This window comes from Hydrogenophaga sp. BPS33, assembly GCF_009859475.1.
Lineage (GTDB): Bacteria > Pseudomonadota > Gammaproteobacteria > Burkholderiales > Burkholderiaceae_C > Hydrogenophaga.
This window is the reverse complement of sequence record NZ_CP044549.1, coordinates 5,161,527-5,176,821: the sequence shown is the minus strand read 5'-3', so window position 1 is coordinate 5,176,821 and position 15,295 is coordinate 5,161,527. Positions and strand designations below refer to the sequence as shown.

General features: G+C 70.3%; 12 protein-coding genes. All 12 read right to left on the bottom strand.

Translation table 11 applies throughout. The annotated features are described in order from the left end of the window. Positions 1 to 5: 5 nt before the first annotated feature. Positions 6 to 3,968, bottom strand: a complete 3,963-nt coding sequence (locus F9K07_RS23845) for a non-ribosomal peptide synthetase (protein ID WP_201451473.1) — start codon at positions 3,966 to 3,968, stop codon at positions 6 to 8. 4 nt (positions 3,969 to 3,972) lie between these two features. Continuing rightward, the gene (locus F9K07_RS23840) at positions 3,973 to 4,227 is read right to left on the bottom strand and encodes a phosphopantetheine-binding protein (RefSeq protein WP_159595776.1); all 255 of its coding nucleotides are present in this window, start codon (positions 4,225 to 4,227) and stop codon (positions 3,973 to 3,975) included. After that, positions 4,224 to 5,888, bottom strand: a complete 1,665-nt coding sequence (locus tag F9K07_RS23835) for a (2,3-dihydroxybenzoyl)adenylate synthase (RefSeq protein WP_159595775.1) — start codon at positions 5,886 to 5,888, stop codon at positions 4,224 to 4,226. Before F9K07_RS23835 ends, F9K07_RS23840 begins: the two co-directional genes overlap by 4 nt. A gap of 20 nt (positions 5,889 to 5,908) precedes the next feature. Then, positions 5,909 to 6,700, bottom strand: coding sequence for a 2,3-dihydro-2,3-dihydroxybenzoate dehydrogenase (locus F9K07_RS23830; protein WP_159595774.1), 792 nt, complete (start codon positions 6,698 to 6,700; stop codon positions 5,909 to 5,911). Continuing rightward, complete coding sequence (locus F9K07_RS23825) at positions 6,697 to 7,341, bottom strand: isochorismatase family protein (protein ID WP_159595773.1); 645 nt, start codon at positions 7,339 to 7,341, stop codon at positions 6,697 to 6,699. Before F9K07_RS23825 ends, F9K07_RS23830 begins: the two co-directional genes overlap by 4 nt. Before the next feature lie 29 nt (positions 7,342 to 7,370). Then, positions 7,371 to 8,609 (bottom strand): isochorismate synthase, encoded by a 1,239-nt coding sequence (locus F9K07_RS23820; protein ID WP_159595772.1) that lies wholly within the window; start codon positions 8,607 to 8,609, stop codon positions 7,371 to 7,373. Positions 8,610 to 8,613: 4 nt separating this feature from the next. Beyond that, entirely contained in the window at positions 8,614 to 9,858 is a 1,245-nt protein-coding gene (locus F9K07_RS23815) for an MFS transporter (RefSeq protein WP_159595771.1), read from the bottom strand. Beyond that, entirely contained in the window at positions 9,855 to 10,910 is a 1,056-nt protein-coding gene (locus tag F9K07_RS23810) for an alpha/beta hydrolase (protein ID WP_159595770.1), read from the bottom strand. The genes F9K07_RS23815 and F9K07_RS23810 overlap by 4 nt, the downstream gene beginning before the upstream one ends. Then, the gene (locus tag F9K07_RS23805) at positions 10,907 to 11,680 is read right to left on the bottom strand and encodes a heme ABC transporter ATP-binding protein (protein ID WP_159595769.1); all 774 of its coding nucleotides are present in this window, start codon (positions 11,678 to 11,680) and stop codon (positions 10,907 to 10,909) included. Before F9K07_RS23805 ends, F9K07_RS23810 begins: the two co-directional genes overlap by 4 nt. Then, positions 11,677 to 12,744, bottom strand: coding sequence for a FecCD family ABC transporter permease (locus tag F9K07_RS23800; protein WP_201451472.1), 1,068 nt, complete (start codon positions 12,742 to 12,744; stop codon positions 11,677 to 11,679). Before F9K07_RS23800 ends, F9K07_RS23805 begins: the two co-directional genes overlap by 4 nt. Further along, the gene (locus F9K07_RS23795; RefSeq protein ID WP_159595768.1) at positions 12,741 to 13,733 is read right to left on the bottom strand and encodes a heme/hemin ABC transporter substrate-binding protein; all 993 of its coding nucleotides are present in this window, start codon (positions 13,731 to 13,733) and stop codon (positions 12,741 to 12,743) included. The genes F9K07_RS23800 and F9K07_RS23795 overlap by 4 nt, the downstream gene beginning before the upstream one ends. A gap of 86 nt (positions 13,734 to 13,819) precedes the next feature. Then, positions 13,820 to 15,253: a YncE family protein gene (locus F9K07_RS23790; protein ID WP_159595767.1), complete on the bottom strand. Its 1,434-nt coding sequence runs from the start codon at positions 15,251 to 15,253 to the stop codon at positions 13,820 to 13,822. Positions 15,254 to 15,295 lie beyond the last annotated feature (42 nt).

The window sequence follows — 15,295 nt, the reverse complement described above, 5'->3', positions numbered from 1 at the left end:
GCGCGTCAGCGGTCCGATGCGCTGGCCATGAGCTGCAGCAGCAGCGGCGCCATCCGGCGCGTCGCGTGCTCGCTGGTCATCTCGGCGTGCAGCAGCGGCAAGGCCAGCGTGTCGACGTCGGCGGCGTACGGGCCCCAGCGTTCGGCTTGCAATTGAGGCTTGGTCGCGTGGTCGTTTGCCGCGCGCACGTGGGTGACCGCGCCGTCGAAGCGGCGGTGGTGGTGCTGGCGGATCAGCCGGTTGGTGTCGGTAACCACGCGCACCACACCTTCGAGCGCGCGCGCCGGCAGGTGGCCGAGCGCGGTGTCCCCCTCGTGCAGGAAGCGAATCACCGCCTCGCGCGTGGTGAGTTCGGGATGGCCTTGCGGGTCGTGTCCGGCAATGGCGAGCAGCGCACGCAGGGCTTGCAGCGGGGTCGGCTCGGGCTCGCTGCGCCACACATCGGCCGGATAGGCGTCGAGCAGCGCCACCAGGCCCACCGGGCGTTGCCGTGCGCGCAGCTCGACCGCCATGGCCTGCGCGATGATGCCGCCGACCGACCAGCCGAGCAGATGGATCGGCCCCTGCGGCTGCAGGTCCAGGATGCGTTGCACGTACTGCTGCGCGAGTTCGTCGATGCTGTGCGGCAGCGGCGCGTCGGGGTCGAGCGCGGGCGACTGCAGGCCGTAGACACTGCGTTTGCGCCCGTCGCCTGCGTCGGCCAAGGCACGCGCCAGGTGGCGGTAACCCCAGGCGATGCCGCCGGCCGGGTGCACCACGAACAGCATGGGCCGCTGGGGTTCTCCGGCCACCAGTTGCAGCACGGGCGCCAGGCCGCTGTCGAAGCGCACTTCTTCCGAATCGATCGCGGTCGCGAGCGCGCCCAGTGTGGGCGTGGCGAACAGCCCGCCCAGGCCAGGGTCGCGCCGCCAGCGGTTCTGGATCTGCAGCAACAGCTCCACGGCCGAGAGCGAGTCACCGCCGATGGCGAAGAAGTCGGTGTCGACGCTGAGCACCGTGTCGGGTGCGAGCTCCAGCACTTGCAAAAACATCTGCGCCAGCGCGATCTCGGTCGGGCTTTGCGGGGCTTCGCCCAGCGCGGCGGTGATCTGCGGCGCGGGCAGGCGGCCCCGGTCGAGCTTGCCGTTGCTCGTCACAGGCCAGTCGTCGAGCGCGACGAAGGCCGCCGGCACCATGTAGTCGGGCACTTGTGCGGCCACGTGAGCGCGCAAGGCTTTTTCACTGTACGGAGCACCGGCCTGCACGTAGGCCACCAGGCGTTTGTCGCCGGGGTGGTCTTCGCGCACGATCACGGCCGCGCGCTCGACCAGGCTCGATGAGGCCATGGCGGCCTCGATGTCGCCCAGTTCGATGCGCAGGCCGCGCAACTTGATCTGGTGGTCGCTGCGGCCCAGGTAGACCACCGCGCCGTCCTCGCGCCAGCGCGCGAGGTCACCGGTCTTGTAGAGGCGCTCGCCGGGGCGGTGCGGGTCGGGCAGGAAGCGCTCGGCGGTCAGATCGTCACGCCCGAGATAACCGCGCGCGAGTTGCACGCCGCCCAGGTACAGGTCGCCGCTCACACCGGGCGGCTGGGTGCGCATGCGCGCGTCGAGCACGTACAGCCGCGTGTTCCACACCGGAAAGCCGATCGGCAGCGGGCTGCTGCGGTCTTGCGCGTCGGCGGGCCAGTAGCTCACGTCCACCGCCGCTTCGGTCGGGCCGTACAGGTTGTGCAGTTCGCTCTGCAGGGTGGCGTGCAACTGGTCGCGCAAGGGCGCGCTGAGCTCTTCGCCGCTGCAGAAGATGCGGCGCATGCGCAGGCCGCGCGCGCCGGATGCGCCGAGAAAGGCCGCGAGCATCGAGGGCACGAAGTGGCAGGTGCCCACGGCGCGTTGGCGGATCAGACGCGCCAGCCAGACCGGGTCGCGGTGCGCCTCGGGCGGCGCGATCACCAGCGTGCAACCGGTGATCAGGGGCAGGAAGAATTCCCACACCGAGACGTCGAAGGTGGCCGGTGTTTTCTGCAGGATGCGGTCCGACGCGTCGAAGCCGTAGTGCTGGCGCATCCACTCCAGGCGGTTGACGATCGCGCGGTGTTCCACGACCACGCCCTTGGGTTCGCCGGTGGAGCCCGAGGTGTAGATGACATAGGCCGCATCGTGCGGACGCAGGCCGATGCCCAGCAGCGCGTCCTTCGAGGGGGTGGGCCAGGCGCGGGGGTCGAAGCGCGCGGTGTCGGCGGGCAGCGCGGCGGCGTCTTCGTCGCGCACCAGCACGCAGACCGGCTGGGCCAGCGCGAGGATGCGCGCCAGGCGCTCGGGTGGGTGGCTCAGGTCCAGCGGCAGGTAGGCCGCGCCCGCGCGCAGCACCGCCACCAGACCCACCAGCAGCTCCAGCGAGCGCGGCAGGGCCACGGCCACCAACCGATGGTGCCAGGCACCCCGCGCCTGCAACGCGGATGCGAGGCTGCGCGTGCGCGCGTCGAGTTCGCCATAGCTGAGGGTCTCGCCTTCGTATTCGAGCGCGATAGCCTCGGGCGTCTGCGCCATGCGCGCTTCGATCAGCGCGCTCAGCGTGGTGTCGGGCACCGGGTGGTCGGTGGCGTTGACGTCGAACAGGTAGCGCTGCGATTCGGCGGGGCTGGCGAGCGCGATGTCGCCCACGTTCTGTGCGTCCAGCGCGTGGCGCAGGAAGGCCAGCAGGCGTTCCTGGTGCGCTTGCGCGTTGGGCCGGCTGTAGAGGTCCGGGTTGGCCTCGATCTCCAGGTCCAGGTGTTGCGCGCCATCGCCGCGATAGCCGATGGTGATGTCGTCGATCGGCCCGGTGCTCAGGATCTCCAGATCGAGCTGCACACCGGGCAGGGTCAAGGCGCGGTAGAACGGCTGCACGTTGATGAGTGGGCCGTGCAGCCGGCGCTGGCCGCCGAGCAGGCCGAGGTCGCGGCGCAGTTGTTCGCTGCGGTAGCGGCCGTGGCGGCGCGCGCGCAACTGGTCGCGCGCGATGCCCTGCACGAACTCGGCCAGGGGCATGTCGTCGTGCGCGCTCACGCGCAGCGGCAGCACGTTCATCACGGTGGCGGTGGCGCGCGCGCTGGCGCTGCCGAGCCGGCCCATGGTGGGCACGCCGACCACGTTGTGCGTGGTGCCGCTCATGCGCAGCACGTAGAGAGCGGTGAGGGCCGTGAGCACGTCGGGCCAGGGCAGTTGGAGCGACTGTGCGCAGGCCACCAGGCGCTGCAGCAGCCCGGGCTCGATCGAGGTGGTCAGGCGGTGGCAGGTGTGTGCGGCGACGGCGCGCCCACTGGCCATGCCGACGACCTCGGGCATCTCCTTGAAAGTCTCGCGCCAGTAGGCGGCATCTTTGGCGCGGCGCTCGCTGTGCCGATAGCCCGCGTCCTCTTCGATGACCCCTTGCAGCGGCGCCAGCGCTTCGTGGCCGGGGGCTGCTGCGACCAGCGTGCTGTAGAGCTCGCCCAGGCGCGTGCTCCACAGCGCCATGCCGTAGCCGTCGTTGGTGAGGTGGTGCGCGCGCTGGTGCCAGGCGAAGTGGCGTGGCCCGAGTTGGTACAGGCACTGCCGCGCCAGCGGGTCCTGGCGCGGGTCGATCGGCGCCTGCATGTCCCGCTCGATCAGGGCGCGGGCTTGTGCGCGCGGATCGGCGTGGTGGCTCAGGTCGATGTGTTCCAGGCGCGGGCTGCGTGCCGCGTCCAGCCATTGCACCGGACCTTGCGGGCCGTCGCGAAGGACCAGGGAGAGCGACTGGGCTTCCCGCGCCGCCTGCTCGGCCGCGGTGGTGAAGGCCGCGACGTCCAGCGGCCCGACGATCCATGTCACGTGGCCGGTGTTGAAGCTCGGGTTGTCCGGGGCCATGCGCTGCGCGTACCACAGGCCCTCCTGGCCTTCGGTCAGTGGCCAGGGCATGGTGGCCGTGGGTGGGGTGGTCGGTGCCGGGAGGACAGGGGCTGAGGCAGCGGCAACGGAAACGGTCATGGGGTCAGGCTTGGCCTTGGCGCTTCTGGACCAGCGTCCACCAGCCGTTGAGCGAGGTGTGCTGCCCCAGTTCGGAGATGTCCAGCGCGAGGCCGGCCTGGTTCCAGTCGATCACCAGGCTGAGCAGGCGCATGGAGTCCAGGCCCCAGTCCATCAGGTTGTCGTCCAGGCCGATGTCCTCGGCGGGCTCGCCGATCACGCGCGCCACGTCGGCGCGCATGCGCTCCAGGGTGAAGGGGGTGGTGGGGTGGGTACTCATGGGGTGGCGGTCTTGGAGCTCTGGGATTGCTCGCGCAGGAACTCGGTGCGCAGGCGCGCGCGCAGTTCCTTGCGGCTGGTTTTGCCGACGGCTGTGGTCTCGAAGGCGTCGACGAACACGATCTGGTCGGGGATCTTGAACGCGGCCAGGCCACGTTCGCGCATCCAGCCCTTGAGCGCGGGCGGCTTGGGCTTCTCGCCGCGCGGAATGATGAAGGCGCAGATGCGCTCGCCCAGGAAGTCGTCGGGGATGGAGACCACGGCCACGTCGAACACCTGCGGATGCGCCAGCAGGTGGTCTTCCACTTCTTCGGCCGAGATCTTTTCGCCGGCGCGGTTGATGTGGTCGGTGGCACGGCCCTGCACCGTGAGGTAGCCCTGGGCCGAGCGTTGCACCACGTCGCCGGTGCGGTAGAAACCGTCGTCGGTGAAGGAGCGCGCGTTGGCGGTGTCGTCGTTGTGGTAACCGCGAATGGTGTACGGGCCGCGCGTGAGCAGGTAGCCGCTCTGGCCCTGCGCAACGGGGTTGCCGTGGTCGTCCACCACCAGCACCTCGTCGTCGGGGCTGATGGGGCGGCCCTGGGTGTTGAGCACCGTGTCTTCGCCGTCGTCCAGCCGGGTGTAGTTCACCAGGCCTTCGGCCATGCCGAACACCTGTTGCAACTGGCAGCGGAAGCCGGCGATGACGCGGCGCGCGGCTTCGGTGGTGAGCTTGGCGCCGCCCACCTGCAGCACGCGCAGGCTGGAGAGATTGCGCGCGGTCTGCGGCGCGGCCTGCGCCCACAGCAGGGCCAGCGGAGGCACCAGGCCGAGGTCGGTGACGCGCTCGCGTTCGATCAGCTCGAAGGCCTTCTCGGGCAGCGTCGAACGCGACAGAACGACGGTGCCGCCGGCGTAGAGCACACCCATGGCGCCGGGCGAACTCATGGGGAAGTTGTGCGCGGCGGGCAGCGCGATCAGGTAGCGGCTGTCTTCGGTGATGCCGCAGATCTCATTGCTCGCGCGAAAGCTGTAGATGTAGTCGTCGTGCGTGCGCGGGATCAGCTTGGACAGGCCGGTGCTGCCGCCGGAGATCTGCAGGAAGGCGACCGACTGCGGGTCTGGGTTCTCCGTGGGCAGCAGCGCCGGGTTGGGCTGGAAGCTGTGCAAGGGCGTGAACTCGGCCGCGTCTTCACCCGCGATCACCACGTGCCGCAGCGCCGGCTCTTGCGCCTGCAACTCGCGCGCGAGTGTGCGGTAGTCGAAGTTGTCGTAGTGCTGCAGTGCGATGTAGCCCGCCGCCTGAGACTTGCGCACGAAGTGGCCGATTTCGGTGATGCGGTGCGCGGGCAGCGCGTACACCGGCACCAGGCCGGCGAGGAACAGGCCGAAGGCCACGCCATAGAACTCGGGCACGTTGCCGATCTGGATCACCACGCGGTCCCCGCGCTGCAGGCCGAGCGCGAGCAGGCCGGCGGCGATGGTCTCGGCGCGTTCGAGCAGTTGTGCGTAGGTCCAGCGCTGATCGATGTCGACGATGGCGGTGCGCTCACCGAGGCGCGCGGCGCGCTCGCGCAGGAAGGCGGGGAAGGTTTCGCCGCGCCAGTAGCCGGCGGCGCGGTAGCGCGCCACGAAATCGTCGGGCCAGGTCTGGTGCAGGGGCAGCAGAGGTGGGGTATTCATCTTGTGGTTCTCGGGCGGTGTCACTGGTCGAGCGTGGCGCCGCCATCCACGCGCAGGTCGTGCAGCGTGATGTGGCCCGCGCGGTCCGAGAGCAGGAACAGGATGGACTCGACGATGTCCTCGGGCGTGGCGATCTTGCGCAGCGGAATGCCCAGGCGGAAGGCCTTCGCATCGCCCTGGATCACGGTCTCGCGCGAGGAGCCCTGGCGCCACATGGCGCGCTGCATTTCGGTGTCGGTCGAACCCGGCGAGACCGTGTTGCAACGCACGCCGTGCTCGGCCAGCTCCAGTGCCAGACAGCGGCTGAACTGGGTGACCGCGGCCTTGGACGCGGCATAGGCGCTCATGGCCGCGCGCGGCGCGGTGGCCGCGTTGGAGCTGACGTTGACGATGCTGCCGCGACGGCGCTCGGTCATGCCGCGCGCCACGGCGCGGCAGGTGTTGAACACGCCACCCATGTTGATGGCCATGGTGCGCGACCATTGCGCGTCGCTCAATTCGGTGACGCGGCCCATCTGCAGCACGCCGGCCACGCAGGCAAGGTGGTCGATCGGGCCGAGGTCTTGTTCGGCGGCTTCGACGGCGGCGTTCACCGCGTTCGCATCGCTCACGTCGACGACGCGCGTCAACAGCCGGGGTGCGATGTCGCCGCGTTCGGCTCGCAAAGCCTCCAGGCCACGGGCGTCCACGTCGAGCGCGGTGACGTTCGCGCCTTCGTCCAGCAACTGCTGCGCCAGCGCCAGGCCGATGCCACCGGCCGCGCCGGTGATCAGCACGTGGCAGCCTTTGAACTCCGATCCGGCGATGGTCATGCTCGGTCCTTCAACGCGTCGTTGACCTGGGCCAGCGTCAGGCTGGCGCCGCAGCGGCGCGAGACGTAGTCCACCGCCATGCGGTGCTCGGCGAGCGAGAAGTCGGCCACCGCGTCGATGACCAGGAAGGCCTGGATGTCGCGCATGAAGGCTTCGAGCGCGGTGGCCATGCAGCCGATGTGCGCATAGATGCCGCAGACGATGAGTTGGTCGCGTCCCAGCGCGCGAAGCTGCTCGGCGAGGTCGGAGCGCTGGAAGGCGCTGTAGCGCCACTTGGTCAGCACCACGTCGTTCGCGCGCGGTGCGAGCTCGTCGATGATGGGCTGCTCGGCGTGGAAGCGCGCATCGGTCAGGCCGGGGCCCCAGAAGTCGTTGAGCAGGGCTCGGTCGTGGGCCGGTTGTTCCACCGGCTGCGCGGTGTAGAACACCGGCACGCCGGCGGCGGAGCAGGCCTCGCGCAGCGCGAACGCGTTGGCCACCAGTTCGGGCGCCGGGCTTTGCGCGCGGTCAAACTTGTTGAGGAAGTAGGCCTGCATGTCGTGCACCAGCAAGGCCGCGCGGCGGGCGTCGGGCCGCCAGGCCACGCGGTTGCTGGCGGTCTCGGTGGGCATGGGATAGGGCGTGATGGCGGGAATGCTCATGTCAATCTTCGAAGCGGTGTGGGGGTCGTTCAATCGACCGAAGTCGCCAAGCCCAGCGCGCTGAGCATGGTGCGGAATTTGGTGCCGGTCTCCAGGCTCTCACTGCGCGGGTCGGAGCCGGGCACGATGCCCGCGCCTGCGTGCAGCCGCACGGAGCGCCCGCGCAGTTCCGCGCAGCGCAGGCTCAGGGCCCATTCGCCGTCGCCACGCGCATCGCACCAGCCGACGAAACCGGCGAACAGGCCGCGGTCCACGGGCTCGAGCGCTTCGATGACCGAGAAGGCGCGGTCCAGCGGGCGGCCGCAGACCGCGGGCGTGGGATGCAGCGTGAGCGCGAGGTCGAGCGAGGTGGTGTCGGGGTCGGCCAGTTCACCCGTGAGCACGGTGGAGAGATGCCAGAGGGCATCGGTGGCCAGCAGCGAGGGACCGGCGGGCACGTCCAGCGTGCGGCACAGCGGGCGAAGGGCCTGCACCACATCGTCGATCACCACAGCGTGTTCGCGCTGGTCCTTGAGCGAGACCAGCAGGGCCTGGCCCGCGCGCGCATCGTCGCCGGGCGAGGAATGCCTTGCCGCAGAGCCCGCCAGCGGGTTGACGATCAGGCGCCGGCCGATGCGCCGCACCAGCAGCTCGGGCGTGGCGCCCACGAAGGCCGCGTTGCCGGGGGCGTCGGCGCTCTCGCCGGGCAGCGGCATGGCGAAGGTGTAGCCGTTGAGGTTGTTCTGCGCCAGCCGACTCAGCAAGGCATGGAGGTTGGGGGCGTGGTCGAGCGACAGGTCCAGCGCGCGTGCGAGTACCACCTTGTCGAGTTCTCCGCGTTGAAAGCGCGCCAGCGCATCGACCACCGCCGCTTCGTAGACCGCCGGCTCGGGGCTGGGCGTGGAACGCTCGGCACGCAGCCGCAGCGGCGCACCGGGCGCATCCCCGACCCGTGGCGCCTGACCCCGGTGCAGGTGGCGCGCAACGCTCAGGCGCGCCGGGCGGCGCACATCGAAGGGCACCGCGCCCATGGCCACGGGGTTGTGAATGCCGTGTTCGCTGCGCGCCTGGTCCAGCAAGGCGCGCACCTGTTCGTTGAGCGCGCGCCCGGCGGCTGCGCGCGTCGTCGGGCGCGCCGGATTCGCGGGCAGAGCGCACACCATGCCCTGGCCCAGCAGGGCACCGGCGGGCGAGAGGAACAGGCTGTCGCCGGCCTGGTAGCGGGCGAGCAGGGCGTCGCAAGCCAGCAGCGGGCTGGCTTGGGTGGCAGAGGCGTTCAAGGTGGCCATGGCATCAATGGGCGCGGGAAGCGGGGCGCACCCCGCCGCGCACAGCGGTGAAGAGACTGAGGGCGAGCAGCGCGGCGCCCACCACCAGGTACGGCAGCGCGGGCGCAACGTGGTAGAGCAGGGTGCCGCCCAGCGGACCCAGCACCATGCCCAGTCCCTGGGCGGCGGAGAGCACGCCGGCGGCGGCGCCTTGTTCGTGCGATTCCACCGCGTTCGCGGCCATCGCCTGGAAGGTCGGAAAGATCAGGCCCATGCCGAAGGCCGCGATGCCGTAGCACAGCAGGATCGCGCTCTGGCTGAAGGCGAACAGCACGCCACCGAAACCCAGGCCGGCGATCAAGGCGCCCAGCCAGATCCAGCGCGTGGGCGGCACGCCTTTGAGGCGCATCACGAATTGCTGCGACACGACCAGCGAAACGCCCACGGCGGTGAGAGAGAGGCCGGCCACGCGCGCGCCGGCCTGTTCGCTCAGGCCCAGCCGGTCGATGGCGAGGAAACCCACCAGCACTTGCGCGATGGCCACCGACACCATGGCCAGGAAGGCGGTGGTGCAGGCTTGTCGCAAACGCGGGTCGAACAGGCCCAGCGCGGGGCCGGGCTTCTTGCCGCCGGCAGGGGCCGCTGCATGGGGCACGCGGGGGGGCACGCGGTGGTGCACGCCCAGGCTCACCACCAGCAGCGCCAGCAACGGCAGCATGGCCGCGGCATACAGCGCGAGCCCCAGGTCGTGCGTGGCCAGCCAGCCGGCCGCTGCCGGCCCCACCACCATGCCCAGTGCGTTGGCCGTGCCGAGCTTGGCCATGCTCGCTGCGCGCCACTGGGGTAGCGTATGGTCCGCGATCGTCGCGGCCGCCGTGGGCGGCACGGCGGCGTAGAACGCGCCGACGAGCGAGCGCGTGACGATCAGCAGCGCGATCACGCCCAACGGGGCGACGAGTCCGCGCAGGGCGAGATCAACGCCCAGGGCCAAAGCGCCATAGGTGAGCGCGAAGGCGCCCAGGCCGATCAGCAGCACTGGCTTGCGGCCGTGCCGGTCGCTCACGCCGCCCCACCAGCGCGCCAACAGCATCCAGAACACACCGCCGGCGGTGACCGACAGGCCCGCGACCCACTCGGGCAGGCCCAGGCGGCGCACCACCGGACCGATGACGGCCACGTAGGCCATCATCGCCATCGTGCCGGCGAGCGCGGCAAACGCCAGCGGCATCAGGCGAAACGGCTGCGGATGCGCAGAAGGGGTGTCGGTCATCGGGCGGCGAACTCCAACGTGGGCGGAATCGAGGTCGGCCGCATCGGGCCGTGGCCGATGCCGGGGAAGGGCTTCCAGATCATGTCCAGGCCGCGCCGTGCGCCCTGGCGTTCGGCCAGGCGCGGGGTGGCGTCGGGCGGCACGGCGCGGCGGCGCTCGCGCGCGGCCAGCACCAGGGCCGGGTCCAGGCCCGGGCGCAGCGCGCGGGTCTCGTTCTGCACTTCGAGGCCCGCGCTGCCGGCCATCACCAGCAGCTCGGTGCGGTGGCCCCAGGGCAGCGACTTGGCGTGGGCTTCCACGTCGAGGATGTAGCCGTCGTGCCACCACAGCGAGGGGTCGGCAACGGCGTAGCGCGGGAACAGCTGCGGGCGCGTGAACAAGGTGTACAGCCCGAGCAGGCCTCCATAGGAGTGGCCCCAGAGCGTCGTGCGCGCGGGGTCGCTGGGCACGCGGCGGCGGATCTCGGGCAGCATCTTCTGCTCCAGCAGATCGAGGAACAGATCGGCGCCGCCACCCAGTCGGTTGCGCGCCTGGTCGTCCCAGGTCGGGTTCTCGCCGGGCACGGCAGGCGTGTAGTCGAACGAGCGGGCGTCGACGTCGACACCCAGGTGGGTCTCGTAGCCCAGCGTCGCGATGGCCAGTGGCTGGCCGTGGGTGGCCAGCAGCGTGAGCTGTTCGTCGGTGAGCGAGCCGAAGGCGGCGTTGCCGTCGAGCATCACCAGCAACGGGTAGCCGGGGCGGGGCGCGGGCGCCTTGGGAATGGCCAGCTGCACGCGGTAGTGGCGCTGGCCATCGGCCGAGTCCAGGCTGAAACGCTCGAAGCGGTAGTGGGACGAGCCCCGGTCCGCGACGGTGGGCCCCACGGGGCGGGACAAGGAGTAGGCCGAGAGGTCCTGGTTGATCGGCGGCAGCGGCAAGGCGGTGAGGTCCGAGGTCATGGGCTTGGTCATGGTCTTGGAGGCGCTGGCGCAGCCGGTGAGCGCCGTGCCCGCTGCAAGCGCGAGCAGCAGGCGGCGGCGAGGCAGGTGATGGGGGGGAGAGGTCGGCATCATGGGTCGGTGGTGACGATCAAAGGGATGGGCCGCGTCGGGTGTTCGATGACGGTGACGCTCTGGCCGTAGATCTGTTCGATGCGCTCGCGCGTGAGCACGTCGCGCGGGGTGCCGTCGCCGGCCACGCGGCCGCCGCTGAGCATGACGATGCGGTCCGCATACGCCGCGGCGAGGTTGAGGTCGTGCAGCACGGCAATCACACAGGTGCCCGATTGCTTGAGCGCGAGCGCGCTGCGCATCAGCGCTTCCTGGTGCTTGAGGTCCAGCGCGGCGGTGGGCTCGTCCAGCAGCACCAGCGGCGTCTGCTGCGTGAGCACGCGCGCGAAACCGGAGCGCGCAGCCTCGCCACCGGAGAGCGATTGCACGTCGCGCTGCGCGAGGTGCGTCACGTCGGCGTCGGCCAGGGCGGTGTGGACGATGGCTTCGTCGCGCGCCGGGTCCGGCGGGTGCGGCAGGCGGCCCATGGACACCACCTCGCGCACGCTGAAGGCAAAGCGCACGGCATGGTCTTGCGGCAGCACCGCGCGCTCGCGCGCCAGGTCGCGCACGCGCCAGCTGCCCATGGGCCGGTCGTGCAGGCTCACGCTGCCGCTGGTGGGCGCGTGGTCGGCCGCGATCAGCGAGAGCAGGGTCGACTTGCCGGCCCCGTTGGGACCGACCAGCGCGGTGAGCGTGCCAGGGTGAAAGTCCAGCGAGATGCGGTCGACCAGGGTCTGGCCATTGACGGCGAAGCTGGCCTCGCGCAGGGCCAGCAAAGGCGCGGCGCTCATCGTGCGCCTCCTACGCGCTGGCGCAACACGAGCCACAGGAAGAACGGCGCACCGATGGCGGCCGAGAACAGGCCCAGCGGAATTTCCGACGGCGGATCGAGCGTGCGCGCGGCGGTGTCGGCCACCACGATCAGTGCGGCGCCCGCCAGCGCCGACAGCGGCAGCAGCCAGCGGTGGCGCGGGCCGGCGAGCAGGCGCACGATGTGTGGAACCACCAGGCCAACGAAGCCGATGGTGCCGGCGAAGGCCACGGCCGCGCCGACCAGCAGCGCCGAGAACATCACCAGGAGTGCGCGTGTGCGCTTCACGTCCAGGCCGATGTGTTGTGCCTGGCGTTCGCCGAGTGCCAGCATGTCCAGCGGGGTGGCCAGCATCAGCATGCCGGCCAGGCCGATCAGGAACACCGGCAGCGCGGCGCCCAGGTCGGACCAGTCCGCCGAGCCGAGCGAGCCCATCTGCCAGAACACCAGCGACTGCAGTTGTGTGGCGCTGGCGCGGTAGGTGAAGAAGCCGATCGCGGCAGAACAGGCCGCGCCGACCGCGATGCCCACCAGCAGCAGCGTGACGGTGCCGCTGCCGTGTCCGGGCCGTGCCAGCAGATAGATCAAGGTGGTGGAGACGATGCCGCCGACGAAGGCCGCGACCGGCACGGTCCAGTCACCAAGCGCGGTTGCGCCGAGCACGATGGCCGCCACCGCGCCCAGGGCCGCGCCCTGGCTCACGCCGACCACGCCCGGGTCGGCGAGCGGGTTGCCGAACAAGCCTTGCAAGCCCGCGCCGGCCAGCGCCAGCGCTGCGCCCACCAGCGCGCCCATGAGCGCGCGCGGAATGCGCAGGTTCCACACCACGGCCATGTCGCGCGCGTTCAGGCCCTCGGCATCGACCAGGCCGAAGCGCGCGAACACGATGCGCAGCACGTCGCCTGGCGCCACCTTGAGCGGCCCGATGCCGAACGACAGCACGATGGCGATGAGCAGACAGGCCGTGAGCACCAGCAGCAGCAAAGGGCCGCTGGGCCGACGCACCCCGGCGCGCAGGGCAGGTTGAACGGCGGCCGTGCTCACGGGGTTTTGGTGGCGAAGGCTTTGAAGGCCTGGGCCAGGGCGATGGCGCCCGCGCCCGATTGGCTGCCCACGATCTTGAGTTGCACGTCGGGCATGACCCACACGCGGTTGGCCTGGCCGGCTGGCGTCTGCTTGAGCGTGGGGTAGTTGCGCCACAGGCCGGCTTCTCCGCCCATCAGGGCGAGGTCGCTGCGGGTGATCAGCACCACCTCGGGCATGGCCGCGACCACGCCTTCGTTGCTCAAGGCGGTGTAGTCGCCGGTGTTGGCGGCGTCGCCGATGTTGATGCCGCCCGCGAGGCGGATGAGTTGTGCCGCGGCCGTGTCCTTGCCGCCCACGGTGGGCTTGCCGCCGCCGCCGGTGGCGGAGACATGGATGACGCGCGCGCGCTTGGTCAAAGGCTTGCCGATGGCGGCGGCCTCGTCGAGTTGTTGTTGCACGGCCTTGGCCAGGGCCTCGCCTTCGGTGGCCAGGCCGAACACGGCGGCCACCTTGCGGATCTTCTGCGGCGCGGGCTGCAAGTCGTCGACCACGACGGCGGGCAGCGCGGTGGCGCGCAGGGTCTCGGACAGCTTGGCGTGGCGGCGCAGGCTGTTGCCCAGGAACAGCGTGCCGTCCAGGCTGAGCACGCCTTCGGCGCCGGTGGTGCGGTTGAAGAGGAAGTGGCGTGGCGCCTTGCGCCCCGCTTCGGTCACCGCGCTCTCGGGCGCGGCAAACACGCGATCGCCCAGGCCCAGCGTTTCCATGATGTCGATCACGTCGTCACCCCCGGCGATGACCCGCGCGGCGTCGGTCACCCGCACGGTGGCGCCATCGTCCGATGCGGCGGAGACGGGCAGGCGCGGCGCGGCCTTGATCGCCTTGATGGTCTGCGCACCGGCGACGGACTGCCAGCCGGCCGGCAGCGCCTGCGATGAGGCCAGCGGGGAGAAGACCGCGGCGAGCACGGCCAGGCTCAAGGCCGAGGAGATGCGTGTGAAGGTGGGCATGGCATTCTTCGATTCTGAAAATGCGTTGTCGCGCCGTGGGCCCCCTGACCTTCACAGCGCGACATGGACATCAGGGATTCAAACGATCAGCGTGGCTTGATGTACGCGATGTGGTCGCCCTTGGGGTCGTCGGAGCCGCGCGCCTTGTTGACCGAATACACACCGCCCTTGCCATCGATGGTGGCGTGGTTGGGGAAGCTGCCGGCAGGCAGGTTGGCCACGATCTTGCCGTTGAGGTTCACCACGGTGATGGTGTCGGCCCCACGGTTGTTCACGTAGGCCAGGCTCTTCACCGGGTCGAAGGCCACGTTGAGCGCGCCGGCACCCACCTTCACGTCGTGCAGCACCTTGCCGCTGTTGGCGTCGACGATCAGCAGGTTGTCGCTGCCTTGCGCGGCGACCAGCAGTCGCTGGCTCTTGGGGTCGTAGTCCACGCCGATGGCGGACTTGGCGCCTTCCAGCACGAACACCTTCTCCACCTTGTCGGTGCGGGTGTCGATGACGGCCACTTCGTTGGTTGCCATGCTCACCGTGAACAGCTTGCTGTTCGCGGCATCGAGCGACAGGCTCATGGTGGCGAAGCCGCGGTCGTTGTTGGCCTGGCCGCGGGCGGGGACCACGCTGGTTTCGATGGTGATGTTCTTGAGCGGGGTCAGCGTCTTGGTGTCGAACACCGCGATGTCCTTGCTCACGGTGGACACATAGGCCTTGCCGTTGCGGGTGTCGACGTACACGTCGCGCGCATGTGGCGCCGTGCCGGGTTCGAACTGCTTGATCAGCTTCAGATCGGCCTGGTTGTAGACGGCGACCGTGTTCTGCCGGGTGTTGGTGACCCACACCGTGCCGTTGGCGTCGTCCACGCCGACGCCATACACGGCATACAGGCCCGGATCGCGGGGCGCGGCGGCGGGTGCGCCAGGACGCGCAGGCTGGGCCGGCGCGGCCACGGGCTTGACTTGGGCTTCGACCGCCAGCGTTTGCGGGTGGACTTTGATCAGCGTGGTTTGCGTGATCGGGGGCCGGCCCGAGGCGGACGTGACGAAGAGGCGGTCGCTCTTGGCGCTGTAGGCGGCCTGGTAGAGCCCGTTGGGCAGCTTGGCCGACTTGAGTTCGAAGGCGGCTTGGCCCGACAGCGGCAGGTTGGGCGACACCTTGACCGGCACCACCAAGGCGGCGGCGGGCTGGGTCGCGTTGACCACCAGCGAGTGGCTGCCCACTTCGGCGGTCGCGGGAACCTTGAACTGGGTGCGGAAGGTACCGTCGGCGCCCACGGTGGCCGGGGTGGAGGACAACGAGGTGCCACCGATCATCAGGTTGACCTGCTGGCCCGGTTTGAAGTCACGACCCGCCAACTTCACTTCGGTGCCGGCCACGATCAGCGGCGTTTCCACCACGCTGACGCTGCCCTTGAAGCTGGCGTCGGGCGCCTGGAAGGTCGAAGTGGCGCAGGCTGCCAAGCCCAATGCCAGCGCGAGGACGGTGGCGGACTTGGTCAGAACGAAGCGGTTGGCTTGGCTCATGGTTTCCTTAGCAATAGGGGGAGGAGGAAAAAGTGATAGCGC